The 25288-nt window shown below is 67.7% G+C and carries 25 protein-coding genes and 1 pseudogene; 18 read left to right on the forward strand and 8 right to left on the reverse strand.

The features are described 5' to 3' along the window. Together OMP43_RS22150 and rsmD are read left to right on the forward strand one after the other, a co-directional pair. Positions 1-208 (forward strand): annotated as a pseudogene (locus tag OMP43_RS22150) (hypothetical protein); the annotation flags it as partial. Then, positions 205-747, forward strand: coding sequence for a 16S rRNA (guanine(966)-N(2))-methyltransferase RsmD (rsmD, locus tag OMP43_RS22155; protein ID WP_280281736.1), 543 nt, complete (start codon positions 205-207; stop codon positions 745-747). The pseudogene OMP43_RS22150 and the gene rsmD, both read left to right, overlap by 4 nt. Here rsmD and OMP43_RS22160 read toward each other — a convergent pair. Together OMP43_RS22160 and OMP43_RS22165 are read right to left on the reverse strand one after the other, a co-directional pair. Continuing rightward, a complete protein-coding gene (locus OMP43_RS22160; protein ID WP_280281737.1) occupies positions 744-1886 on the reverse strand; it encodes an aspartyl protease family protein in 1143 nt (380 codons plus the stop codon). The two genes, rsmD and OMP43_RS22160, sit on opposite strands and share 4 nt — an antisense overlap. A gap of 53 nt (positions 1887-1939) precedes the next feature. Next, complete coding sequence (locus OMP43_RS22165; RefSeq protein WP_280281738.1) at positions 1940-3196, reverse strand: MFS transporter; 1257 nt, start codon at positions 3194-3196, stop codon at positions 1940-1942. 124 nt (positions 3197-3320) lie between these two features. Between OMP43_RS22165 and OMP43_RS22170 the strand changes: the two genes are divergently transcribed. From OMP43_RS22170 to OMP43_RS22180, 3 genes are all read left to right on the forward strand, one after another. Continuing rightward, entirely contained in the window at positions 3321-3506 is a 186-nt protein-coding gene (locus OMP43_RS22170; protein ID WP_280281739.1) for a hypothetical protein, read from the forward strand. Between the two features lie 183 nt (positions 3507-3689). Then, positions 3690-4655 carry a peptidyl-alpha-hydroxyglycine alpha-amidating lyase family protein gene (locus OMP43_RS22175; RefSeq protein ID WP_280281740.1) on the forward strand — a complete coding sequence of 322 codons (966 nt, stop codon included), beginning with the start codon at positions 3690-3692 and terminating at the stop codon, positions 4653-4655. 132 nt (positions 4656-4787) lie between these two features. Further along, positions 4788-6512 carry a serine hydrolase domain-containing protein gene (locus tag OMP43_RS22180; RefSeq protein ID WP_280281741.1) on the forward strand — a complete coding sequence of 575 codons (1725 nt, stop codon included), beginning with the start codon at positions 4788-4790 and terminating at the stop codon, positions 6510-6512. Positions 6513-6559: 47 nt separating this feature from the next. On the opposite strand, the gene OMP43_RS22185 is transcribed toward OMP43_RS22180, so the two are convergent. The 3 genes from OMP43_RS22185 to OMP43_RS22195 form a co-directional block, all read right to left on the reverse strand. Continuing rightward, the gene (locus OMP43_RS22185; protein WP_280281742.1) at positions 6560-8203 is read right to left on the reverse strand and encodes an inorganic phosphate transporter; all 1644 of its coding nucleotides are present in this window, start codon (positions 8201-8203) and stop codon (positions 6560-6562) included. An 84-nt stretch (positions 8204-8287) separates the two neighbouring features. After that, positions 8288-8785 carry a hypothetical protein gene (locus OMP43_RS22190; protein WP_280281743.1) on the reverse strand — a complete coding sequence of 166 codons (498 nt, stop codon included), beginning with the start codon at positions 8783-8785 and terminating at the stop codon, positions 8288-8290. Between the two features lie 101 nt (positions 8786-8886). Beyond that, entirely contained in the window at positions 8887-9057 is a 171-nt protein-coding gene (locus OMP43_RS22195; RefSeq protein ID WP_280281744.1) for a hypothetical protein, read from the reverse strand. 99 nt (positions 9058-9156) lie between these two features. Here OMP43_RS22195 and OMP43_RS22200 point away from each other — a divergent pair, with 99 nt between their 5' ends. The 6 genes from OMP43_RS22200 (at position 9157) to OMP43_RS22225 (ending at position 15367) form a co-directional block, all read left to right on the forward strand. Next, a complete protein-coding gene (locus OMP43_RS22200) occupies positions 9157-11478 on the forward strand; it encodes a UvrD-helicase domain-containing protein (protein ID WP_280281745.1) in 2322 nt (773 codons plus the stop codon). 21 nt (positions 11479-11499) lie between these two features. After that, entirely contained in the window at positions 11500-12540 is a 1041-nt protein-coding gene (locus tag OMP43_RS22205; RefSeq protein ID WP_280281746.1) for a hypothetical protein, read from the forward strand. Positions 12541-12608: 68 nt separating this feature from the next. Further along, the gene (locus tag OMP43_RS22210) at positions 12609-12848 is read left to right on the forward strand and encodes a type II toxin-antitoxin system prevent-host-death family antitoxin (RefSeq protein ID WP_280281747.1); all 240 of its coding nucleotides are present in this window, start codon (positions 12609-12611) and stop codon (positions 12846-12848) included. Further along, positions 12848-13270: a type II toxin-antitoxin system VapC family toxin gene (locus OMP43_RS22215; RefSeq protein ID WP_280281748.1), complete on the forward strand. Its 423-nt coding sequence runs from the start codon at positions 12848-12850 to the stop codon at positions 13268-13270. Before OMP43_RS22210 ends, OMP43_RS22215 begins: the two co-directional genes overlap by 1 nt. 41 nt (positions 13271-13311) lie before the next feature. Continuing rightward, positions 13312-13752 (forward strand): hypothetical protein, encoded by a 441-nt coding sequence (locus tag OMP43_RS22220; RefSeq protein ID WP_280281749.1) that lies wholly within the window; start codon positions 13312-13314, stop codon positions 13750-13752. 133 nt (positions 13753-13885) lie between these two features. Beyond that, positions 13886-15367 carry a serine hydrolase gene (locus OMP43_RS22225; RefSeq protein ID WP_280281751.1) on the forward strand — a complete coding sequence of 494 codons (1482 nt, stop codon included), beginning with the start codon at positions 13886-13888 and terminating at the stop codon, positions 15365-15367. A 28-nt stretch (positions 15368-15395) separates the two neighbouring features. On the opposite strand, the gene OMP43_RS22230 is transcribed toward OMP43_RS22225, so the two are convergent. Then, a complete protein-coding gene (locus OMP43_RS22230) occupies positions 15396-15680 on the reverse strand; it encodes a hypothetical protein (protein ID WP_086130093.1) in 285 nt (94 codons plus the stop codon). Positions 15681-16039: 359 nt separating this feature from the next. On the opposite strand from OMP43_RS22230, the gene OMP43_RS22235 reads away from it, so the two are divergent. The 7 genes from OMP43_RS22235 (at position 16040) to OMP43_RS22265 (ending at position 23075) form a co-directional block, all read left to right on the forward strand. Continuing rightward, entirely contained in the window at positions 16040-16579 is a 540-nt protein-coding gene (locus OMP43_RS22235; RefSeq protein ID WP_280281753.1) for a glycine zipper 2TM domain-containing protein, read from the forward strand. 134 nt (positions 16580-16713) lie between these two features. After that, positions 16714-17385, forward strand: coding sequence for a hemerythrin domain-containing protein (locus OMP43_RS22240; RefSeq protein ID WP_280281754.1), 672 nt, complete (start codon positions 16714-16716; stop codon positions 17383-17385). Between the two features lie 63 nt (positions 17386-17448). Continuing rightward, complete coding sequence (locus OMP43_RS22245) at positions 17449-18840, forward strand: MFS transporter (protein ID WP_280281755.1); 1392 nt, start codon at positions 17449-17451, stop codon at positions 18838-18840. Positions 18841-18909: 69 nt separating this feature from the next. Further along, positions 18910-20241 carry an MFS transporter gene (locus tag OMP43_RS22250; RefSeq protein ID WP_280281756.1) on the forward strand — a complete coding sequence of 444 codons (1332 nt, stop codon included), beginning with the start codon at positions 18910-18912 and terminating at the stop codon, positions 20239-20241. Next, entirely contained in the window at positions 20238-21158 is a 921-nt protein-coding gene (cysK, locus tag OMP43_RS22255; RefSeq protein ID WP_280281757.1) for a cysteine synthase A, read from the forward strand. Before OMP43_RS22250 ends, cysK begins: the two co-directional genes overlap by 4 nt. 73 nt (positions 21159-21231) lie before the next feature. Beyond that, on the forward strand, positions 21232-21552 hold the full coding sequence (locus OMP43_RS22260) for a hypothetical protein (RefSeq protein ID WP_280281758.1): 321 nt from the start codon (positions 21232-21234) through the stop codon (positions 21550-21552). Positions 21553-21644: 92 nt separating this feature from the next. Beyond that, complete coding sequence (locus OMP43_RS22265) at positions 21645-23075, forward strand: cell wall hydrolase (protein WP_280281759.1); 1431 nt, start codon at positions 21645-21647, stop codon at positions 23073-23075. Here the strand turns inward: OMP43_RS22265 and OMP43_RS22270 are convergent. Both OMP43_RS22270 and OMP43_RS22275 read right to left on the reverse strand, forming a co-directional pair. Next, positions 23072-24514, reverse strand: coding sequence for a PH domain-containing protein (locus tag OMP43_RS22270; RefSeq protein ID WP_280281760.1), 1443 nt, complete (start codon positions 24512-24514; stop codon positions 23072-23074). The genes OMP43_RS22265 and OMP43_RS22270 overlap by 4 nt on opposite strands. Beyond that, a complete protein-coding gene (locus tag OMP43_RS22275) occupies positions 24507-24986 on the reverse strand; it encodes a PH domain-containing protein (protein ID WP_280281762.1) in 480 nt (159 codons plus the stop codon). Before OMP43_RS22275 ends, OMP43_RS22270 begins: the two co-directional genes overlap by 8 nt. Positions 24987-25288: the final 302 nt, after the last annotated feature.

A 25288-nucleotide genomic window follows, 5' to 3' on the forward strand; every position in this document is an offset into this window, starting at 1 on the left:
GCCCCGCGAGGAAGGCGTCGCCAAGCCCGCCCGCGCCGCCCGCGCCCGCGCCCATCGCGAGGCGCAGGAGCCGCGTCCCGGCGATTTCGTCGATCGGCCCAAGGGGCCGCGCGGCCCCGGCAGGGATGCGGGCCGCCCCGGCCCCGCCGGCGGTCGGGCAAGGCCGGGCGGCGGCAAGCCGGCCCGTCCGCCAAGGACGCGCAAATGAGGATCGTCGCCGGAGAATGGCGCGGCCGTCCGCTCGTCGCGCCCAAGGGAGACACCACCCGCCCCACCGCGGATCGCACGCGCGAGGCGCTCTTCTCGATGCTCGCCAGCCGGCTCGGCAGCTTCGAGGAACTCGCGGTGGCCGATCTGTTCGCCGGCTCCGGCGCGCTGGGGCTCGAGGCCCTGTCGCGCGGCGCGGCGTCCTGCCTGTTCGTCGAGCAGGACCGCGCCGCGCTCGACGCGCTGCGCGCCAACATCGCCAAGCTGGGCGCGCGGGCGGCGGAAGTGCGCGCCGGTTCGGTGCTCTCGCTGGGCCCCGCCCGCGCGCCGCTCGACCTGATCCTAATGGATCCGCCCTATGGCACCGGCGCCGGCAGCGTCGCGCTCGACAAGCTCGGGCGGCTCGGCTGGGCGGGCCCGGGCACCTGGATCAGCATCGAGACGTCACGCGACGAAGTGCCCGATGTGGCGGGCTTCGTCGCCGATGTCAGCCGCGTGCACGGCAAGGCGCGGCTCACGCTGTTGCGGGCAGCGGCCTAGAGATAGGCCGAAAGCGTCAGCCGCACGTCACGCTTGACGCCGCCGCTCTCCACGCTGAGCGGAATTTCGCTGCCCATGGGCCGGGTGATCGCGCGCAGCAGCTCCTTGAACCTGCCATGGAGGAGGTCGCCGCGCTTGATGCCGGCCGCCGCCGCCGGGCTGCCGGTGCCGACATCGCCTACCGTCACCTTGCCGGCCTTGTCGTCAAGCCACAGTCCGGAACCATAATAGGCCGGTTCGGGCGATGGCTTGCCGTTCCAGGCTGCCCAAAGCTTATGCTCGGACACCTGGGTCGTCAGATGCAGGCGGGAAAGCGCCTCCAGGCCGATCAGGCCGTCCGTGTCGATCCATGGCGCGCTCGGATCGCAAACGCCAACGAGCGGCCGCTCGAGATCGAATGCGCCGATGGCCAGGCGCTGGCCGCGCACCAGCCGGCTCGGCACCCCCTTGGTGCCGATGCCGCGCGACTGGGTCGGCACATAGGGCTTGCCGGCATCCCATAACCCTGAGCGCGCGGCCATCTTTCCGCCCAGCAACAGCGTGCCAGGCGAGCCGGTGTCGACGATGAATTCACCCGGCACGCCGTCGATGGTGGCGGAGGCCAATATCCATTGGCCGCCATTGGGCAAGTCGAAGAAGCGGGTAGGCAATTTGGTGAATCCGTCAAAGTCCGGCCGCCCGTCCTTGTAGAGGCGCCATTCACCCTTCACGAAATCGAGGTCGCTGTCATAGGTATTGAACATGCCGACCCCAAAGGTACCCATGGCCTTTGTGCCGAAGAGGTGCGTGCCGACAAAGAGCATGTGCGGAAAGTTGACGCCACTCTCCAGCGTTACTGTTCCAGCATCGTACCAGGCGGACGGGCGACTGCCGCCGACACCCGCGGTCACCCGCCGATTGATCACTTTCATGCCGATCTTGTCGGCGAACTCCTCGTTGATGATGCTGAGCGAGCCGCCGGTATCGATCACGAAGAGATGCGGGCCGGTGTCGCCGATCTTCGCGGCGATCCAGACGCGATCGTCTTCCAGGCGGATGCGATTGACCACCGGCGCGCCCGCGGCCCGGGCGCGCCCGATCAGCCCCGCCATTGCCGCCAGCGTCACGCCGCTGCCGATAAGTCCGCGCCTGTCGATCATCTTTGGAATCCCCCTGTCCGGGGAGCCATTATGGATCGAAGATGACGAGGTGGTTACTTATCCCTTACGAGTATCAGTCCCAACAGGCTCAGCAATCCCGCCCCGGCAAGATAGCAGCCGACCCAGGCCAGCCCGCCCTGCTTGACCAGCCACTCGGCGATCAGCGGGGTGAGCCCGCCGCCCAGGATACCGCCCAGGTTGAAGGTGACGGAGACGCCGGTATAGCGCACCCGCGCCGGGAACAGGCTGGGCAGCCAGCCGCCGAGCGGGCCATAGACGAAGCCCATCACGAACAGCGCGAAGGCCAGCCACGCCGCGACGCTCGCCAGCGATCCGGGCACCAGCAACCATGCCATCGCCATGCCGACGGGGATGGTGAAGATGCAGCCGAACATCAGCACGGCATTGGCAGTGCGCTTGTCCGCGCTGATCCCCGCCATGACGATGCCCGCGGCCATGAACAGGATCGCGAGCAGCTCCACCGCCAGGAAGGTCTCGCGGTCATAGCCGAGCGTCTTGGTGCCATGGCCCATGATGAACACGGTCGAGATGTAGAACAGCGCGAAGCAGGCGATCGTGCCCATGGTGCCGGCAAAGGTGGCGAGCGCGCTGGTGCGGAACAGCTCGCCGATCGGCACGGCGGGGGGCGCCTCCTTCTCGGTCGCGGCGACGAACTCGGGCGTCTCGGTGATCTTCAGCCGCACCCAGAGCCCCAGGAACACCAGCACCGCGCTGGCGAGGAACGGCAGGCGCCAGCCCCATTCGTGGAACTGCGCATCGTCCATCACCGCGCCCAGGATCAGGAAGAAGCCGTTGGCGAAGATGAACCCCACCGGCGCGCCCATCGGCGGGAAGCTGCCATAGCGATTGGCCCAGCCCGGCGGCGCATTCTCCACCGCGAGCAGGCTCGCCCCGCCCCATTCGCCGCCCAGCCCCAGCCCCTGGCCGAAGCGGAGCAGGCAGAGCAGCAGCGGGGCGAGCCAGCCGAGCATCGCATAGCCGGGCAGGAAGCCGATCAGCACCGTCGAGACGCCCATCAGCATCAGCGAGGCGACCAGCGTGGACTTGCGCCCCATCCGGTCGCCGAAATGGCCGAACACCAGCCCGCCCAGCGGCCGGGCGAAAAAGGCGACGGAGAAGCTGGCATAGCTGGCGAGCTGGGCGATCCAGGGCTCGCTGGCGGGAAAGAACAGGTCGGGGAAGACGATCGCCGCCGCCGTGGCGTAGATGTAGAAATCATAGAATTCGACCGAGGTGCCGACCAGGCTGGCGAACAGGATGCGGCGGTGCGATGCGGCGGCTTTGGTCATGCCCTCTCCCCTTTTGTCCCCTCCTTGGATCGATCCGGCGCAAAGGAAAAGCCCGTTCATCCGCAGGACAGTTTCGCCAGCGTACCGGTGCGCCACCTCAGCGGCCGGGCCAGGGAGACGGACGATGCGCGAATCGGCGGGAAGACGGCTGGCCTATGCCGTGCTGTTCGCGGCGATCGCGGGATTCGTCGTGGCGTTCTGGAACCCGATCGATCACCTCAAGGCCGATCTGCGCGCCGATGGCCAGGGCTTCAAGTTCAGCATCGAGCTGGCCACGCATCTGTTCGAGCTGGGCCTGAAGCGGCTCTAGGCCAAATCGACATCGGGGTGCCCGGAATGCCTGAGCCGGGCGTCCCTCCAAGGCCATCCCGACGGCCGGTTCCAGGCCGGCCGGCGTCCCGCGCGCACCCGCCCCGGTGTCGCCTCCCGCGATCGCGGCTTCCGCCGGGTCGGCGATTGAGGCTAGGCTTCCGGAGAGAGTAGCGGAGGGCACATGCGCATCACCAGATTGGCGATCCTCGCCCCGCTGCTCCTGGCCGCAACCGCCGCCGCCCGCGCGCCGCGCTACGCCGTCGTCCATGGCTGGCCGATCCTTCCCCCCGGCCGCGTGCTCGGTCCCTGCTCGGGCGTGGCGGTGAGCGGCAGGGGCGAGGTGTTCGTCCTGCATCGCGGCAATCGCGGCACCGATGCCAGGGCGATGGCAGCGGTCAAGGAGCCCGTGGTCGAAGTGTTCGATGCCGCCTCCGGCAGGCTGCTGCGCGAATGGGGCGCGGGGCTGTTCGTGGTGCCGCACGGCATCAGCATCGGCCCGGACGGCCATGTCTGGATCACCGATACCGGATCGAACCAGGTCTTCGAGTTCACCCCCGACGGCACTCTGCTCCGCACGCTGGGCGAGCGCGGCGTCGCCGGCGCGGACGCCACGCATTTCGACCGGCCCACCGATGTCGCGCCGCTCGCCGATGGCAGCTTCTACGTGGCCGATGGCTATGGCAATTCGCGGGTGATGAAGTTCGCCGCCGACGGGACGCTGCTCTTCCAATGGGGCAGCCACGGCGCCGGCCCGGGCCAGTTCGACATACCGCACGCGCTCGCGATCGATGCCGGGCACCGCGTCTATGTCGCCGACCGGGCGAACGGCCGGGTCCAGCTGTTCGACGCGAAGGGCCGCTATCTCGCCCAATGGAAATCGCCCGCGATCGGCCGCCCGTTCGGCCTGGCGCTGCTGCCCGGCAAGCGCATCGCCATCCTCGACGGCGGCGCCAACCCGGACAAGGTACCCGATCATGACGGCGTGACGATCGCCGGGCTCGACGGCCGCGAGATCGCGCATTTCGGCCGCATCGGCAACCAGGACGGCCAGTTCTGGATCGCCCATGACATCGCCGCCGACCGCGCCGGCAATCTCTACATCGTCGATATCGCCGGCCAGCGCGTGCAGAAGTTCGTGCGGCGATAACCTGTCGATATGCGGGCCTTCCCGAAGACGCCGGCCGTCGTCGTTCACCGCTCGCACGCGACGTTCACCGATTAGACGTTGGTCCGCCATCGGAACCCGGCTTGATCGGTCGCGCGTTCACCGGAGAGTTCAATGCGCCCTGCCCGATTCGTCACCTTCACCGCCTTCTCGTGCCTTCTCGCGAGCATCGTCGCGCCCGCGCACAGCGCCGCTGGGGAGGATATGGGCCTTCCGGCCAGGGCGCCGGGGCAGGATCGGCCGGCTATCGACCTCGATGCGGATTTTGCCTCGATCGCTCCGGCCGGGCCAGGATGCGCGGCGGGCGTAGCGATCGCCGGAGCGCTCCCGCTGATACGAAGCCATGGCCTGGCCGATCTGGAACATCCGGTGCCGATCACCGCGGACAGCGTTTTCGAGACCGGTTCGCTCGCCAAGCAGTTCACCGCCGCCGCGATGCTGCTGCTCGTCCAGGACGGGAAGCTGACGCTCGATGACGACATCAGGCGCTACCTGCCTGAAATGCCCGACTATGGGACGGCGATCACAGTCCGGCATCTGCTCAACCACACCAGTGGGCTGCGTGAACAATGGAGCCTGCTGGCCCTGGCCGGCAGGTCGCCCGGAACCCAGGTGCACACGCTGGGCACGATCCTCGACCTGGCCGTGCGCCAGAAGGCGCTGAACTTCCTGCCCGGCGCGGAATTCCTCTACACCAACACCAATTATGTCCTGGCGGCGATCATCGTCGAGCGGGTCAGCGGCAAGAGCCTGCAGCGCTTCACCAGCGATCGGCTTTTCCAACCCCTCGGCATGACCCATAGCCGGTGGCGGGAAGATTTCCGCACGGTGGTTCCGGGGCGGGCAATGGCCTATACCGGGAGCGATGACGGCTTCATCGCCAGCATGCCCTTCACCAATGTCTACGGAAATGGCGGGCTGCTCACCACGATCGGGGATTTGCTGCGCTGGAACGCGTTCCTCGACGATCCGTCCCGCCTCCCCGGCGGCCAGGCCCTGGCGGCTGCCCTGCAATCGCCGGGAAGCCTGCGGAACGGCACTCCGCTCGAATATGCCGCGGGCCTCGAGATCACGCGCGCGCAGGGGCTGCGCCTTGTCTCCCATAGCGGCTCGACGGGCGGCTACCGGGCCTGGCTGGGCCGCTATCCCGAAAAACGCATCTCGGTCGCGCTGCTCTGCAACAATGGCGATATCGATCCGGTCAGCCTGGGGGAGAAGGTGGCGATGCGCGCGCTCGAGGCCACCGGGTATCGCGGCGGCGTCCCAGCCACCGCATCGCAGGCGACCGCCCCGGTCGCCGAGGTCCCTCGTCGCAACCTGGCGCCGTACCAGGGCCTGTTTCGGAACCCCGTCACCGGCGAACTGGTCGAGACCAGGATCGTCGACGCGGAACTCAGGCTGCGGCAGGGAGCATCCCAGATACTGATCCCCGGCGATGGCGATCATTTTCGGCGCGCCGATGGCGATCGCGTCCACATCTTCAGGCACAAGGGGAAACCGGCCGCGCTCACGATCGAGCGAGGATCCATGCGACAGCGCTTCGATGCCGTCGCACCCGCCAAGACCGGTGACGACGTGCTGGCTGCCTATGTCGGCACCTATTACAGCACCGAACTGGACACGCGCATCTCGGTCGTACGGCAGGGGCATGGCCTGATCATGCGCCAGCCTTTCGGGACCGAATGGCCGCTGACGCCGATTTTCGCCGACGGGTTCAGCACCCGGCTGCGCGGCACCACCAGTTTCGTCTTCACCCGCGCGCCGGACGGCAAGGTCGATGGCGTTGCCGCCTGGGCGACCGGTGCCCGCAATATACGGTTCGTGCGACAGCCTCGCTGAAGCCGCCATCGGTCAGGAAGCGGCAGGCACCGAATGGAGCGCGCCGCCTACAGCCCCAGCGCCCGCACCGCGCTGAGCATCAGCCAGTAGAGCCCGCCCGAGAGCAGCATCGCCGCCGGCAGGGTGAGCAGCCAGGCCAGCGCCAGGTTGCGCACCGTGCGCGCCTGCAGGCCCGCGCCGCTCGCCACCGAGGCACCCGCCACGCCGGAGGACAGGATGTGCGTGGTCGATACCGGCAGGCCGAAGCGATCGGCCGCCAGGATGGTACCCGCCGCCACCAGCTCGGCCGAGGCGCCCATGGCATAGGTCATGTGCTGCTTGCCGATCTTCTCGCCGACGGTGACGACGATTCGCTTCCACCCGATCATGGTGCCAAGGCCGAGCGCCAGCGCGACGACGATCTTCACCCAGAGCGGAATGAAGCGCGTGCCGGCCTCCAGGCTCTTCTGATACTCGGTCAGCGCCTTGAGCTCGGCGGGCTGATAGCCATCGGGCTTCTTGGTGGCGAGCTTGGTCGTGTCGAGCACCAGATACATGTCGTTGCGGACATTGCCGGTGGCCTCCGCCGGCACCTTGCTCAGCGATCCGAAGCCCTGGACGCGCGCGGTAAGGTCCTTCGACAGGCTCTCGAGCGCGGCGAACACCTGCGGGCTCTCCGCCTTGCGCTGCTGGAGCGCAGTGGTGAGCACGGCGCGGGCCTGGACCGGCGCCATGTCGGGCAGCCCGCGGCTATGCGCGTCGAACGCGGCCGAAGCGGTGTTGGCGGTCTGGACGAAGGCCGGAGTCGCGCTCGCCGGCAGGGTGCGGTTGAGCGCATAGGCGGTCGGGGCGCAGCCGATCAGGATCAGCATGATCAGGCCCATGCCCTTCTGCCCGTCGTTCGAGCCATGGCTGAACGAGACCGCGGTACAGGTGAAGATCAGCGCGCTGCGGATGCCGAGCGGCGGCGCGGTGTGCGGCATCGGCGAGGTGTAGAGCTTCGGGTTGCGCAGCACCGCGCGCATGACGAGCAGCAGCAGCACGGCCGCGAAGAAGCCGATCAGCGGCGCCATCCACAGGCCGGTGAGCACCTTCTGCGCCTGGCTCCAGTCGACGCCGGCGGTGCCGCCGCGCGAGCCGGCCTGGATCAGCTGGTTGGCCAGGCCCACGCCCAGCACCGAGCCGATCAGCGTGTGCGACGAGGAATTGGGCAGGCCGACATACCAGGTGCCGAGGTTCCACAGCACCGCCGCGAGCAGCAGCGCAAAGATCATCGCGAAGCCGGACGCCGAGCCGACGTTGAGGATCAGGTCCACCGGCAGCAGCGTGATGATCGAATAGGCGACCGCGCCGCTCGACAGCATCACGCCCAGGAAATTCCAGAATCCCGACCAGATCACCGCGAAATGGGCGGGCATCGAATTGGTGTAGATCACCGTCGCCACGGCGTTGGCGGTATCGTGGAAGCCGTTCACGAACTCGAAGCCCAGCGCGATCAGCAGCGCCAGCGCGAGGAACAGGAACACGCCGGTGGCGAGCTCCTCCCCCACGCCGCGCGTGTCGGTCAGCACGCTCCAGCCGGCAAAGGCCAGTCCGCCCACCAGGATCGCCGCGAAGAGCAGCTTGGCGAGGGGATGGGTCTTATAGTCGAATCGGGGGCCCGGCTGCGGTTCGTCGACCGCCTGGGCTTGGTCCAGAGCGAGTGATGCCATGATGTGCGCGCCTCTGGCCGGAGGGTGTGACAGCCATATGACAAACGCATGACATGGCGAAGGATCGCGTCGAAATGAAGCGTCTCAGAAATGGACCTGCATATAGGCCTTGGGCCCGGGCTTGATGCCGCGATTGCCGCCGGGCAGGCTCATGAACCCGCGCCCGCGCAGCCGCCGCAGCCAGGCGAAGCCCAGCTCGACATGGTCCGACGCCTCGAAGCTCAACCGCGCGCCGGCATAATGCCGCGCATCGCGCACCACGCCGCGATCGGCATCGAAACGCGGTGCCTGGGCATAGGCGCTCAGGCCCAGCCAGGCATGCTCGACCACTTCCTTCTGGAGCGAGAAGCCGTAAGTGGAGCGCGTCTCGTCGGCCCGCCAGCTCTCGTTGCTGCCGCGCACGGTCGCCGAGGTGCGCAGCCACAGGCCCGATGCCCGTTCCTCGGTCTTCACGCGGATCTCGGGCTGCAGCACCAGATAGGCGGCCTGGGCCGCGGCGACGGTCTGCGCCCCCGCCGGCATCGCGGCAAGGATCATCCCCACCGCCAGTCCGGTCGCGCCGGTTCGAACGATCATCCCCATGCCAAGCCCCCACGACAGGCATTGCCGTCGCCGAATCCTCCCGGCGACGCGAGGATATTATTGCTGAAATGTTTCCATTGCCAGCGATATTGTTTCCAGGCTCAGCCCTGCTCCCGCATCAGCTCCTCGAGCACCTGGATCGCCCCGGCGATGCGCAGCTGCGTCCGCTTCAGCTCGGCGATCTGCGAGTCGAGCGTCTTCAGCCGCTCTTCGCCCGCGACATGTTCCCGCTTGAGCAGCGCGAGCCGTTCCTCGAGCAGCTTCCAGTCCATCCGTCTCTCCCCGATCGTCCGGAGGCGACGATCACAGGATCGCGCACCGCTGGCAATCCACCATTGCCTCGCCTGCCCGCGTTCCCTACCTGTTCGCGGATGACCGTGCCCGTCGAGACCGATGCCAACGCCCCCTATCTCCAGGGCCTGAACCCGCCCCAGCGCGAGGCGGTGCTGACGGCCGAGGGGCCGGTGCTCGTCCTGGCCGGCGCGGGCACGGGCAAGACCGCGGCGCTCACCGCCCGCCTCGCCCATCTACTGTGGACGCGCCGCGCCTATCCCAGCGAGATCCTGGCGGTGACCTTCACCAACAAGGCGGCGCGCGAGATGAAGGAGCGCGTCGGCCGGCTGGTCGGCGCCGCGGTGGAGGGCATGCCCTGGCTCGGCACCTTCCACGCAATCGGCGCCAAGATGCTGCGCCGCCATGCCGAGCTGGTCGGCCTGCAATCCAACTTCACCATCCTCGACACCGACGACCAGCTCCGCCTGATCAAGCAGCTGATCCTGGCGGCGGACCTCGACGAGAAGCGCTGGCCCGCGCGCCAGCTCGCCGGGCTGATCGACGAATGGAAGAACAAGGGCCTGACTCCCGCCGAGATCGGCGCGGGCGAGTCCGAGCGCTATGCGAACGGCCGCGGCGCCGCGCTCTACCACCTCTACCAGGAGCGGCTGAAGGCGCTGAACGCCTGCGACTTCGGCGACCTGCTCCTTCACATGCTGGTGATCCTCAAGACCCACCGCGACGTGCTGGAGAGCTATCAGCAGCGCTTCCGCTATATCCTGGTCGACGAGTATCAGGATACCAACGCCGTCCAGTATCTCTGGCTCCGCCTGCTCGCCCAGGAGCGCAAGAACATCTGCTGCGTCGGCGACGACGACCAGTCGATCTACAGCTGGCGCGGCGCGCTGGTGGAGAACATCCTGAAGTTCGAGAAGGACTTCCCCGGCGCCAAGGTGATCCGGCTCGAGCAGAATTACCGCTCGACGCCGCACATCCTCGCCGCAGCCTCGGGCGTGATCGCCAACAATAGCGGCCGCCTCGGCAAGACGCTGTGGACCGACAAGGCCGAGGGCGAGAAGGTCAAGGTGCTCGGCGTGTGGGACGGGCCCGAGGAGGCGCGCCGCGTCGGCGAGGAGATCGAGGGCGCCCAGCGCGGCGGCATGAGCCTGGACGACATGGCGATCCTGGTCCGCGCCCAGCACCAGACGCGCGAGTTCGAGGACCGGTTCATCGCGATCGGCCTGCCCTATCGCATCATCGGCGGCTTCCGCTTCTACGAGCGCCAGGAGATCCGCGACGCGCTCGCCTATCTCCGCGTCGTGGCGCAGCCGGCGGACGACCTCGCCTTCGAGCGCATCGTCAACGTTCCCAAGCGCGGCCTGGGCGACAAGGCGCTGGCGAAGGTCCACCAATATGCGCGGGCGGAGGGCATCCCGCTCACCGTGGCGGCGGCGCGCATCCTCGACACCGACGAGCTGACGCCCCAGGCCCGCCGCGCGCTGGGCAACCTGGTCGGCGACATGGCGCGCTGGCGCGGCATGGGCAACGACCTCCAGCACCCGGACCTTGCCCGCATCATCCTCGACGAGAGCGGCTATACCGCGATGTGGCAGGCCGACCGCACCGCCGAGGCTGCGGGGCGGCTCGAGAACCTCAACGAGCTCGTCCGCGCGATGGAGGAATATGAGACGCTCGGCGCGTTCCTCGAGCATGTCAGCCTCGTCATGGACAATGAGGGGCAGCGCGACGAGCCCAAGGTGACGATCATGACGATCCATGCCGCCAAGGGGCTGGAGTTCGACACGGTGTTCCTGGCGGGCTGGGAGGAAGGCATATTTCCCTCGCAGCGGGCGCTGGACGAGGGCGGGCTGGCCTCGCTCGAGGAGGAGCGCCGCCTGGCCTATGTCGCGATCACCCGCGCCCGGCGCCGCGCGACCATCCTCCACGCCGCCAATCGCCGCATCTATGGCCAGTGGAACTCGAGCATCCCGAGCCGCTTCGTCGCCGAGCTGCCCGAGGCGCATGTCGAGAGCGAGAGCACGATGACCGGCGGGGCATCGCTATGGCAGGCGAACTGGAGCGAGCGCAGCGATCCCTTCGCCGATGTGTCGCGGGGGACCGGGCGAGGCCCGGGCTGGCAGCGTGCCGCCGGGGTTTCGGGGGGCGTGGACGTGAAGAATCCGGGCGGCGGCTTCACTTCGCGGACGTTCAGCCGCGAGCCGGCCCGCGTGGTGGAAAGCCGCGCCTCGGCGGTGAGCTTCGGCGCCAAGCCGCGCGACGACCTGTCGCTGGGGATGCGCGTGTTCCACCAGAAGTTCGGCTATGGCGTGATCGCCGAGATCGAAGGGAACAAGCTCGAGATCGACTTCGAACAGGCCGGGCGGAAGCGGGTTATGGATTCGTTTGTTACGGTGGGGTGAGAAATATCGGGGGGAGGGCGAATGGAGAATACGAATCAGCGCTGGGTCGGCTATCTCAGAGGATCTCGTACGGCCACTTTGTTTCTTAGTTCGAGCGGTGGTGATCAGGCCATTCTCGCGTTGGGATTCACAGGCGGCGGAGACTTAAGGCTGATTTTATCAAAAGAGACTGAGTCTTCTAACGTTTTACTATCCCTAGAAGATACCAAAGCTCCTTTTGGCACCGCTATCGTCGAGCAGGAAACTGAAGACCAGATCAAAGGCGTCTGGCGATTTTTGTCCGGAGCCGAAGGGATCTTCGAACTAAATCGCGAGAAAAGCGATGTTTCAAATGCTCCACCAGCAACCGCTCTGGATCGACTCCGGAACCGTGAAATACCGCTTGGAGCGATAACGCTCTACCGAGCAGATTTGGACCGGCTCATTGCCGAGCTCGAGACACTTGTTCCAGCTCCAAATATAACGACAATACGAGCCGTTGAGAACGAGCAGATTGCCATCGAGCAAGCCGCGCAATTTTTGGCACGAAGGGACTACGTAGATGTAGTTCGCTCAATGACCATATCTACCGCCGAGGTAACTTCGGCCCCACTAAAGAAAATTGCAAATGTGATACTCAATGACGACGGATCGAGTCTTATTTCGGTTAGCTCCACTGATGAGCTTTGGACCGAAGCAGCGGCTCTCAGACTTAATAAGTACGTCAATCAGTTTTCTAGCAGATTTACCGGAATTCTGAGAAAGCATGGCCTTAATGTAAATTCATTCATATTAATTGCCATAATTATATGGATGCCCGATAGACCACTTATTGAAAGAATTATCGTTTTTGCGATTGGAATGGTGATTATTTTTGGAATCGCCAAGTCACATAGCTTGCTTCCATATAATAGAGTTTATCTAGACCCTGAACGACAGAAGAAGCCATTCTCCAAGGAGATTCCTGGAGCAACCATGGCTGCATTTGCTGGCATCGTGACTGCCGGTTTGTCTGCTGCTCCGCAACTCTTTCAGGTTGCTCGGCGCGCCATAGAGAGCATTATGGCTTGGTTGGGTTCGTGATCCAACCTGCTTCCAAGCGAGCGCTACCACTGATATAGTCACCAACCTAGTCAGGAGCCCTTGCCGCCATGGAACGCATTAACCTAGCCGACGCCAAGGCGCGCCTCAGCGAGATCGTGGATCGGGTCGAGGCAGGCGAGAGCATCGAGATCGTCCGGCGCGGCAAGCCCGCTGCGCGGCTCGTGCCGCCCCTGCCGGAGAAGAAGCCCGTCGATGTAGCGGCGCTGCGTCTGGCCGCCAGCAAGACCCCCTATCAGCATGAGAGTGGCGCCGAGGTGATCCGCAAGATGCGCGACAGCGGGTATTGATGTTCTACCTCGACGCTTCCGCCGCCGTCGCCGCGATAGCGCAAGAAGTGCATAGCGAGGCGATGTGGCAATGGCTCGACGAGCATGCCGTCGATCCGATCCTGTGCAGCGGCTGGACCGGTACCGAAGTCGCCAGCGCGCTTTCAATCAAGGTACGCACCGGCGCCTATTCGATGGAAGACCGCGTCGTCGCCTGGAACAACTGGCGCCGACTTCGGGATGCCAGCCTCGCCGATATCGCCATCATTCCCGAACATTTCGAAACCGCCACGCGCTTTCTCGATCGGCCCGATCTGGGCCTGCGCGCCGGAGATGCGCTCCATATAGCCATTGCCGAAAGCGGTGGCCTGCGCCTCGTCACCTTCGACACCCAGATGGCCGACGCCGCGCTCCAGCTCGGCGTGCCGGTCGAGGCGCTCTGAGCCCCTTCCAATGTAGGATTTCACCTGATCTACCCTGGTGGATGCCCATATTCCCCATCCCCGATCCGCCCGAAGCCGAGGAGCCCGGCGCCCTGGCCTTTACGCCCGTTCCCTTCGAACGGCGCCGCGCCGATGGATGGACCGAGCGCCGCCAGCGCGATTTCGTCACTGCGCTCGCGGCAATGGGCTCCGTGCTCCACGCCGCCCGAGCCGTCGGAATGACCAAGCGCTCGGCCTATCAACTCCGCGATCGCCCCGGCGCGGAGAGCTTCGCTGCCGCCTGGGATCTCGCGCTCGCGATCGGCTATGCCGACGTCTTCGATAAAGCGCTGGAGCGCGCCACCGGTGGCATCACCACGCCACGCTACTATAAGGGCAAGCAGGTCGGCACGCATCATCGCCTCGATTTTCGCCTGGCCATGGCCGCGCTCAACGGCGGGCCGCCCTCCTCCGCGCCACCGCGCAAGAAAATTGCGGATTGAAGCGCGTTTCCCGGAAAATAGGGAAAATAGCGCGGCCAAGCGCACGTCCAGGCCCTCCGTGTATTACACGCACATAACACCCTTGACACCCGCCACGCTACATCTGTAGCCCTTGCCGCGAAGGGATGATCACATGCAGCACTCGAACCAGCCCGCCGATCTCAACCGCCGCCGGCTCCTCGCGCTGGTGCCGGCCGCCACGGGCGTGGCGCTGCTCCCCGGCATCGCCCGCGCCGCCGCGGCCGATCCGGTCCAGGCGCTGGTCGACGATTTCGTGCGGAGCGGCAAGGCGCCCGGCGTCTCGGTCGCGGTGATCCGCGACGGCAGCACCCGCTTCTACAATGCCGGCGTGCTCTCGCGCGCCACCAACGCCCCCGTCACCGAGCATTCCGTCCATGAGATCGGCTCGATCTCCAAGACCTTCACCAGCCTGCTCCTCGCCCATGCGATCGGCGAGGGCCGCGCGCGGATCGACGACGATGTCCGCAAGCACCTGCCGCCGGGCTATGACAATCTCGTCCGCGACGGCCGCCCGATCCGCATCGCCGACCTCGTCACCACCACTTCGGCGCTGCAGGACAATCTGCCCGACTGGAGCGGCTTCCTCAGCAAGGTGCCGCCCGAACAACTCTTCGCCGAAGTGTCGAAGCTGCTCAGGGGCTATGACCCGGCGCGCTTCCTTCCCGATCTCAAGACGGTGACGCTGCTCGACGTGCCCGGCCGCGTGCCGCGCCACAGCAACACCGCCTCCCAGCTCCAGGGCGTGCTGGCCGAGCGCCTCTACGGCCAGCCCTATGACGCGCTGCTCGCCCGCTTCGTCGAGAAGCCGCTGGGCATGCGCGCCGGCGGCGGCCCCGTCCCGCCCGCCCTGCTCGCCACCGGCTACAACAGCAAGGGTGCCGAAGCACCGCCGCTCGACACGCCGGCGATCCGCGCCGCGGGCGGCCTGCGCTATTCGGCGGTGGACATGGCGCGCTATGTCGCGGCGCAGATCGCCGCGCGCGACCCCGCCATCGCCCGCACCCACCAGCCGCTGTTCGGCACGCCCGAGACGAGCGCGATCGGCTTCCACTGGGTGATCGCCAGGACCGCCGACAGCCAGACCTATCTGCACCATTCGGGCGGCACCTTCGGCCAGTCGAGCTATTGCGACTTCTATCCGGCACGGCGCTACGGCGCGGTCGTCCTCGCCAACAGCGCCAGCGCGCAGAATACCGGCCAGGCGCTCGCCGATGCGATCCACGCGGCCCTGTTCGGTCCGCCACGCGGCCTGAAGGCGCTCGAGGCGGCGCTGGAGCAAAGCGGCTATGCCGATGTCGCCGGCACGATCGCGGCGACCAGGGCGCGCTTCCCGGATCTGCACCTGACCGAGGATCGCATGATCGCCTGGGGCTATCGCCTGCTCGCCGCGTCCCCCAAGGCCGCGCGCGGCATCTTCGCCTGGGCCGCGGCGCAGTTTCCAGACAGCTGGAACGCGCATGACAGCCTGGCCGAGGCGATCGCCGCCACCGGCGACAAGCCCGGCGCCATCGCCGAATATCAGCGCTCGCTCGTGCTCAACCCGGCCAACGACAATGCGACGCGGATGATCGAGAAGCTGGAGAAGGCGCCCTAGAGATGGGACTTCGGCACGCCTTCGCGGCTCAGGCCACCGCCATCAGCGTCTCGCCGCGATATTTCTCAAGGCCAGGATCGAACAGCGCGCTCGGCACGAAGGTCTGCTCCAGCACCGCCACGTCCTTCAGCCCATCGAGCTTGAACGTGCCGATCTTCTCCTCGCGCGGCGGCAGACCTTCCTTCGAGACGACGACGGCATCGACATGGAGCGCATCGTGGCGCGTGTAGAGGATGTGCGGGGCAAGGATCATCGCGGTGCGGTTATAGGTCGCGGCCAGGCATTTCTGGCGCACGATCCCCTCCAGGACCATCGGCGTGATCGGCGCGGGAGCGGCAGGCGGATCGACTTCGTGACTCAAGAACATGCGCCCTTATGGCAATTCCTGCTGCGGTGCAGCAAGACCCTGGTTTCGGATATGGCATTCGCATTGCCAACGGATTGCCGCATCGCCCCTCTCCTCTCCTGCGGACCGCGCGCGGCCTGCCAACCCTCCAGGGGCCGACAAGTTGCATCCCCCGGCACGGCCCGCCATGCTCGCGCCGGAACGATCCGCCTCGGTTCCTTGCGGTTCCGCCGCATCGGCACCGTCCGTTCAGCACGGCTTCACGCGCATGTCCGGAACGTTTCAGCGTCCCTGGTCGTATGGGCCTTCGGGAAGGAGAATACACAATGAAGCATCTGGTAACCCTCGCCGCGGTCGCTGCGGCCAGCCTGGCGGTCGCCACGCCGGCCATGGCGCAGCGCGGCCCCGTCTACGGGCAGGACGAGGAGGCCCGTTTCGACGCCGCGCAGCAGCGCTTCGATCGGGAATATGGTCAGTTCCAGCAGGCGCTCGAGCGCTACCGCGCCTACAAGTCCCGCCCGATCGCGCCGCCGCCTCCCCCGCCCCCGCCGCGCGGCGGCTATTCGGGCTATGACCCGCGCGACGAGGAATATTATGATGCTTCCCGCGACTATCGCGCGCCGCCCCCGGGCTATCAGGAGCGCGTGCTGACCCAGGACGACCGCATCTATCGCGGCCAGGACGGCAAATATTATTGCAAGCGCTCCGACGGCACGACCGGCCTGATCGTCGGCGCGGCGGCGGGCGGCCTGTTCGGCAACGTCATTGCCGGCGGGCGCTCCAAGACGGTGGGCACGCTGCTCGGCGCGATCGCCGGCGGCGCGCTCGGCAGCTCGGTGGACCGCGACCAGGTCCGCTGCCGCTGACCCGAGCGGAGGGGCCCCGTCGCCACGGCGGCGGGGCCCCTCCGTAGCTTCCCCGATGGGGACAGCTCCTGAGCCGCGGCTTCACGCCCATGCAGGCATGATGCGCCGATATGGGGGATATGAGGAGTCGCGCCATGCCCGTGGACCGCGTGCTGCGGCAGCACGGCCATATTCTGGCCAATGCCGATGCGCTCGAGGCGCTCGTCTCGGGGCCGCGGCCGGCGAGCGTCGAGGGGCTGGGCTTCCGGCGCTGGCTGTTCACGCGCGACCTGCTGATGCATTTCGCCAGGATGGAGGGCCAGGTCTATGGCCCGCTGATGGACGAGCTGGGCGGCGAGGTGGCGCATGTGGCGAGCCAGGCGAGCGCCGAGACCGCCGCCCTGGTCGCCGATTTCCGCGAGCATGTCACCCGCTGGCACGGCTTTCCGAGCGAGGCGCAGTGGGACATCTATGCCCGCGCGACGCACTGGCTGACGGCGCGCATCCGCGAGCGGCTCGAGAGCGAGGCGACCGCCATCCTGCCGCTGCTCTCCCGGCTGCCCGTCGACGAGCACGGCGCCTGCCCCGGCAAGCCGGACCATCGCTATGTCGCCGATGCATGGGAGATACGCGAGCTGATCTTCGGCGCCGCGAAGCCGGCCGATGCGGCGGGCACCCGATCGGGCGGCGCCGCACCGGCCCGAGTCGCCTCAGTGCCAGAAGATCAGGATCAGAAGGATGATCGGAATCGGGATGCCAAGCAGCCACAACAGGATACCCTTGCCCATCTGATCTCTCCAACTATCTGGTTTCGATTGCGAAAATAACCATCGGGGCACGATGCGGGTTCCGCTGGAACCTGGCGGCGGGTTGAGGCACTGAGCATGCGGATGACCGACGGCCTTCCCTTGCCGCGCCGCACGCTTGCCATCGCCGCCGTCTCCTTCGGGACCGCGCTGGTGGTGATCGACGGCGCGATCGCCACGGTGGCGCTGCCCACCATCGCCCGGGACCTGCACGTCGACAGCTCGGCGGCGGTTTCGGTCGTCACCGTCTACCAGCTGACGCTGGTGATGCTGCTCCTGCCCCTTGCCGGACTGGGCGAGCGGATCGGCCTCAAGCGGATGTACCAGACCGGGCAGCTGGTCTTCACCGTGGCGACGATATTGTGCTTCTTCGCCGAGAGCCTGCCCTTCCTGCTCATCGTCCGGGCGGCGCAGGCGGCGGGCGCGGCGGCGGCGCTCAGCGTTTCCTCGGCGCTGATCCGCCAGATCTATCCGGCAAAGCATCTCGGCCGCGGCCTGGGCATCAACTCGGTGGTGGTGTCGAGCTCCGCCGCGCTGGCGCCCACCATCGGCGGCCTGGTGCTCGCGGTGGGCCCCTGGCCCTGGGTGTTCGCCTCGGCGGTGCCCTTCGCGATCGCCAGCCTGTTGTTCGGCCGCGCCCTGCCCGACACGCCCGCGCGCGACGAGCCGTTCGACGTGCTGGGGGCGCTGCTGTGCGCCGGCATGTTCGGGCTGGTGATCGGCGGGCTGGAGAGCAGCGTGCACGGCGACAGCCCCGTGGTCTCGGCGGCGGTGGTGGTCGCCGGCGCGGTGATCGGCCTGTTCTTCGTCCGCCGCGAGATGCGCGAGCCCAAGCCGATCCTGCCGATCGACCTGCTCACCCGGCCGGTGCTCGCCCTGTCGGTGATCGGCGCCTACACTGCCTTTATCGGCACGATGACGCTGCTGCTGTCGCTGCCCTTCCGGCTGCAGCACGGCTATGGCTTCGCCCCGTCCGAAGTGGGCGCGGTGATCGCGCCCTGGCCGCTCACCACGATGATCGTCGCGCCGCTCGCCGGCTCGCTGTCGGACCGTTACCCCGCCGGGGCGCTGGGCGGGATCGGCATGGTCGTCGCGGTGACCGGGCTGATCTTCCTCGCCTTTCTGCCCGCGCACCCGAGCTGGTTCGACATCGCCTGGCGCATGTCGCTCACCGGGGCCGGCTTCGGCATGTTCCTGTCGCCCAATGCCCGGCTGATCATCGGCTCGGCCCCGATCGATCGCGCGGCCGCGGCGGGCGGGCTCATTTCCACCACCCGGATGGTCGGGCAGACGACCGGCGCCACGCTGGTGGCCGCGCTGCTCGCGATCGGCATCGGCGGCGGCACGGTGCCGCCGCTGGTGGCGGCCGGCCTTGCCGCCATTGCCGGCCTGTGCAGCCTGGCGCGCCTGCGCCCCGCCATCCGCAACCCGCGCTTCGCCGAGACCGAGGATGTCCAGCCCGCCAAGCTGCGCTGACGGATATCTCTTCGCCCGGCTAGCAATCCTTCGTTGCGGTCACGTCGCGGAAGCGCCTAGAGGCCTTGCATGGTCGCCGAAGCAAAGCATCCATTCGCCGTTCCCAATTTCCGCCTTTATTTCCTGGCCCGGCTCTCGACGACGCTCGGGCAGATGGCGATGGTGATCGTGATCGGCTGGCAGGTGTACGACATCGCCCGCCGGACGATGACGGTGAAGGAAGCCGCCTTTCAGCTCGGGCTGATCGGCGTCGCCCAGTTCCTGCCGCTGCTGTTCCTCTCGCTGTTCGCCGGCTGGGTGGCGGACCGGCTCGACCGGCGCTGGATCGCCCGCGCCGCGGTGGCGCTCGAGGCATTCTGCGCGATCAGCCTGGGCGTGCTGACCTATACCGGCACGATCAGCCTGCCCGCGCTGTTCGGCATCGCCGCGCTGCTCGGCGTGGCGCGCGCCTTTGCCAGCCCGGCGCTGAGCGCGCTCTCGCCCAATCTGGTGCCCAAGGCGATCCTGCCCACCGCGATCGCGCTGAGCTCGCTCTCCTGGCAGATCGGCACGGTGATCGGCCCGGCGATGGGCGGCTATCTCTATGCCGCGGCCGACTGGCTCTCCTATGCCGTGGCGGGCGGGCTGTTCCTCGTCTCCTTCGTGCTGCTCATGCTGATCGGCGACGTGCCGCGGAGCGTGCGCAAGTTCAGCGGCAGCCCCTGGGCGCAGATGATCGACGGGCTCCATTATGTCCGGCGCAACCGCCTGGTGCTGGGCGCGATCTCGCTCGACCTGTTCGCCGTGCTGCTCGGCGGCGCGACCGCGATGCTGCCCGTCTATGCCCGCGACATCCTGCATGTGGGTTCGGAAGGGCTCGGCCATCTGCGCGCCGCGCCCGCGATGGGCGCCGTCGCCACGGCGGTGTTCTTCTCCTGGCGGCCGCTGAAGAGCGACGTGGGCGTGAAGATGCTCCTCGCCGTCGGCCTGTTCGGCGTGGCGACGGTGATCTTCGGCCTGTCCGCGCCGCTGCTGGTGCCGGTGCTCGGCCCGGCGGCGGTGGGGCACGACACGGCGCCGGCGGTGCTGATCGCGCTGTTCGCGCTGTTCGTGCTCGGCGCGGCGGACATGGTCTCGGTCTATGTCCGCCAGTCGCTGATCCAGCTCTACACGCCCGACGAGATGCGCGGCCGCGTCGGCGCGGTCTCCACGCTGTTCATCTCGGGCTCGAACGAGCTGGGCGAGGCCGAATCGGGCTTCCTCGCCGCGCTGATCGGTCCGGTCGCCGCAGTGGTGGGCGGCGGCATCGGCGCGATCCTTGTCACACTGGCATGGGCCAAGCTATTTCCGGAGCTCAGGCGGGCTCGCACCTTCGATCCTCCGGCCAATCTCGAGATTCCTCCCAAGGAGATGATGACATGAAGGCCAATACGATCCTCGAGACCATCGGCAACACGCCCCATGTCCGCGCGGGCAAGCTGTTCCCGGACGCCGAAGTCTGGATCAAGTCCGAGCGGACCAATCCCGGCGGCTCGATCAAGGACCGCATCGCGCTGGCGATGATCGAGGCGGCGGAGAAGGACGGCAGCCTGCAGCCGGGCGGCACGATCGTCGAGCCGACCAGCGGCAATACCGGCGTGGGCCTCGCGATGGTCGCCGCGGTGAAGGGCTACCGGCTCATCCTGGTCATGCCGGAGAGCATGAGCATCGAGCGCCGCCGCCTGATGCTCGCCTATGGCGCGACCTTCGACCTCACGCCGCGCGAGAAGGGGATGAAGGGCGCGATCGAGCGGGCGATGGAGATCGTCGAGACGACGCCGGGCGCCTGGATGCCGCAGCAGTTCGAGAATCCGGCGAACATCGACGTGCACGTGCGCACCACCGCGCAGGAGATCCTCAACGACTTCGCCGATTCGCCGATCGACGTGGTCATCACCGGCGTGGGCACCGGCGGCCACATCACCGGCGTCGCCGAGACGCTGAAGAAGCGCTGGCCGAACCTCAAGGTCTATGCGGTCGAGCCGGAGCTCTCGCCGGTCATCTGGGGCGGCCAGCCGGGCCCGCATCCGATCCAGGGCATCGGCGCCGGCTTCGTCCCGCGCAACCTGCATACCGACGCGATCGACGGCGTGATCAAGGTCGATGCGGGAGTCGCCAAGGACATGGCCCGCCGCGCCGCGCGCGAGGAAGGCATGCTCGTCGGCATTTCCTCGGGCGCGACTCTGGCCGCGATTCTGCAGAAATTGCCGGACCTGCCGGAGGGCGTCCGTATCCTGGGGTTCAATTATGATACAGGTGAGCGCTATCTGAGCGTCCCGGATTTTCTTCCGGAGAGCTGAGGCACTGGAATTAACGCCGGATTAACGCTAGGTTTCCCGAGTCGGGGAAAACGTCGTTTCCGGGGGGAACTTCGTGCGCAATGCAATGATCCTGGTGAGCGTCATGCTCGCCATTTATCTGGGGTGGCCGCTCGCTTTCGGGGGGAAGCAGCGCGGGCTGGAAACACCGGCCGAGGCGCGCAGTGTGGCGGCCACCCCAGTTTTCGCTTCGAAACCCGTGCGAACGGCCGCGCTGGCCGCCAGGCCGCCGGCACCACCCAGCCGTCCGGAGAGCTGCTACAAGCGCTATCAGCGCGAAGTGAAGCTCTGCACGGGGGCCACCGCCGCGGCCTGCAAGCTCGGCGCGGCCGATCATTGGGACATGTGCGAGGCGACCGGATTCTGGCCGAACTGAGCGCGCGCCGGATGCGCTGATCCGAGCCGTGCGGCGTTTCGGCGCCGCAATGGTTCCAACCGCGCGTCTTCTGCGTTATGGGCGGCGACCCCATGGCGACCGTCCCTTCCCTTCCCACCGCCGGAGCATTCTCCGTCCGCGTGCCGCCCATGCTGGTGGCATTGCTCGGTCTCGTCACGCTTACGGCGATCGCGCTGCCCCTGTGGCTGGTGACGCACACCCCGCGCGCGGTGGTGCACAAGCGCGCGCCGGTGAAGGTGTCGCACCGGGTGGTGCCCAAGACCGAGCTGCCGGAAGTGGAGCCGGTCGAGCTCCAGGTCGTCACCCCCGACGACGCGCGCGCCTGGAATGCGTCCATCCCCTTCTCGAACCTGCCCAATCCGGCGGCGCGGCCGTTCAGCATCTATGGCCCCGAGGACAGCCGCGCGCGCGCCGTCGATTGCCTTGCCGCGGCGGTCTATTACGAGGCGGGCGACGATGCCGTGGGCGAGCGCGCGGTCGCGCAGGTGATCATCAACCGCGCGCGCCACCCCGCTTTCCCCAAGACGATCTGCGGCGTCGTGTTCCAGGGCTCGGAGCGCTCGACCGGCTGCCAGTTCACCTTCGCCTGCGACGGCGCGATGCTGCGCTACTCGCCCAGCGCCGCCGCCTGGGAGCGGGCGCGCTACATCGCCCGCACCGCCTTGAACGGCTCGGTCTACAAGCCGGTGGGCCATGCGACGCATTATCACACCGACTGGGTCGTGCCCTATTGGAGCGCCAGCCTCGAGAAGATCACCGAGGTGCACACGCATCTCTTCTTCCGCTGGACCGGCTGGTGGGGCACGCCGCCGGCGTTCAACCGCACCTATGCCGGGATCGAGCCCAACATCGCGCTGATGGCGCGCCTGTCGCCCGGCGCCTTCCAGAACGATCCCGCGCTCGAAGCGCTGCTGCCCGGCGCGGTCGGGACCGACGGTGCCTTTGTCGATCCCGCGTCGATCCCGCAGAGCGCCGTGCCCGCGCCGATGGCGGCCGAGGGCGGCGACTCGAACAACTTCATGCTCACCTTGCCCAAGACGATGAACCCGGACGCGTTCGCGGCGCTGGCCATCCGCACCTGTGGCGAGCGGCCCTATTGCAAGTTCATGGCCTGGGCGGATGCGAAGCAGACTCCGGCCAGGCTGCCGCTGTCCAGTGCCCAGGTCTCCACCATGTCGTTCAGCTATCTGCGCGACGAGACGCAAGGCTTTGCCAAGGCGCTGTGGAATTGCGGCCAGTTCCGCCGCCCGAGCCCGGTCCAGTGCATGCGCACGCAGGTCCCGGCCCAGGCGACGCCCGCGCCGGCGACCGCCGCCGTCGCCGCGCCGCTCCCCGGCGCCACGCCCCCGGTTGTGCCCGCGCCGCTCGCCGGCGTCCGCCGCAAGATCGACGCGGTGCCGCCGCCGGCCGGCACTCCCGCCGAGGGCAAGGGCGCGGTGAGCTTCACCCTGCCCGCGCCCAAGCCTTCGCCGACGCCGCGGCCGACGCCCGAGCCGCGTTAATCGACCCGAGTGACGAGCGCCCGGGCCAGCGCCAGGGCGGAATCGAGAGGAACGTCACTCACATCGGGGCGATGCCAGCCGCTCGCGCCGGCCGTGTCCACCCGCACCGTCGCGACGCCCAGCCGGCGCTGCAGCCAGCTGCGCCGCACGGTCAGCGTCTGGATCGACTCGATGGGCACGATCCAGTCGCGCTGCGAAAGCACGCCGCGCATCACCTGCAGGCTGGTCTCGCGCAGCGCATAGCGGTGCCGGGTGCGCTGGAAGAACGCGACGATCACCGGCGCGGGCGCGAGCAGCAGCCCCCACCAGAGCGGCGACAGGAAGAAGCCGCCAATGCCCAGGACCAGCAGGATCGGCAGCCCGTCGCGGAGCGCGGAGCGCAGGATATGGGCCGGCGCCACCGGCTGCAAACCCGGGCGCTGGAAGGGGGGAAGCGGCGTGGCGGCGATCACCCGCTCCGCCTCCTCGGCTGTGGCGAACGGCGCCATTTCCTCACGGCCCGACCGATCGACGCTTCCGCCAAGCGTCTGAACTTCCACGATATTCCATCCCATCCGCCCGCTGATCGCGCCCCGGCGGATCAGGCCCAGCTGGATGCGGCGAACGGCGATGACAGTCTCGGAGCGCGTGAGCAGCCCCCGGACGCGGCGGAAACGGCCCGGCTCATGCGTCAGCGTGAAGCCATAGTCCTTGAGCAGCGTGCGCACCACGCCCGCGACCACGCACAGCATCAGGGCCGCCGCCAGCACCAGCAGCAGCGCGAAGATGCTGAACCGGGCGAAGGCAAAGCGCTCGGCCTCGCCGAACAGCCTTTCCCAGTCGAGCTGCAGCACCCGGTCGAGCGAATGGATCACGCCCAGGATCGCCGCGATCCAGATCATCGAGAAGCCGAACACGCCGCCCAGCAGCACCCGGCCGAGCGACATGGCGAAGACGATGCGGCGCTCGGGCTCCGCCGGCGCCGCGACGTCGGCGCGCGTTTCGAGGACCGGCGCATGGCCGCGCAGCAGCGCGCGCAGGCGCTCCGCCTCGGCCATGGAGACGCTGTCGAGCCTGGCTTCCTCGGCTTCCCCGCCACCGGTCTCGAGCCTGACCACCGCCAGCCCGAAGATGCGGGCAAAGGGGCTGCGCTCGATCGACACGTCCTGGATCCGGCCGCGCGGTATCGAACGGCGCCGGCGCTGGAGAATGCCGTGCTGGATCAGCACTTCCTCCGCTCCGATCCGATAGGTGAAGCTCCACCAGCCCAGCCAGGTATAGAGCATCACCGCCGCGGCGATCGCCGCAAAGGCGGCCAGCGCCAGCGCCGGATGGAACGTGCGCCCCGCAAATCCGAGAATCAGCGGCGGAACGATGACCGTGGAAGGCGCGCGCTTCACGAAGCGCATGATCACGGTGAGGATGTGGAGCCGGCGGGGCGCGGCACCGGGATCAGTCATGCCGCGCGCTGCCGATGCGCTCGCGGATCGCGTCGCGGATTTCCTCGGCGGTCGCGCGGGCGATACCGGGCAGGATTACGACATTGGCATCGGTGCCCGCCGTGTGCAGAACGAGCGTTGCCACCCCGAACAGCCGCTCGAGCACATCCTGCGCCACGTCGATATGCTGGACGCGCAGCGTCGGGACGATCGTGTGCACGCGCGTCCACAAGCCATGCGCGACATGGAGTTCGCCGCCCGTGAAGGCATAGCCCCAGCGCCGCCAGCGCCGTCCCGGCGCGAAGCCCGCGATCCACAGGGTGACCAGCAGCACGGGCGCGAGGATCGCTCCCGGCATCGGCAGCTCCGGCACGAAGAACTCGCCCGCGACCGCCGCCGCGAGCAGGAACAGCGCAGTGCGGACGGCACGCAGGCGGATCACGTGAAGCTGCCCGCGCTCGAGCGGCAGGAGCGGAACGATGGCCAAGGTCATGGAAGGACTATCACCGAGTGTCTTACTTCACTCAAGCACTAGCTGCACCGGGACGGGCAAGGTTTCCGAGATTCGCGCAAATGCGCCAGGCGGCCTTTCCCGCCGGCAGGTCGCTTGCCTTCCACAGGGCGACACTGTCGCTCCGGGGACGAATTTCGAGAGCACCCACCACATAATCGGATGCAAATGAAGTATAGATCGAAGAATCTTCACACATATGTGCAGCAATTTGCGATACCGTCCATGGTTTTACAACGACTATCGCAGAAAAAACCGGAATAATTTCCACATCGTGGAACAAT

Origin of the sequence: Sphingomonas sp. CBMAI 2297 (assembly GCF_029870595.1) — a bacterium.
In the GTDB taxonomy this organism is placed as follows: Bacteria; Pseudomonadota; Alphaproteobacteria; order Sphingomonadales; family Sphingomonadaceae; genus Sphingomonas.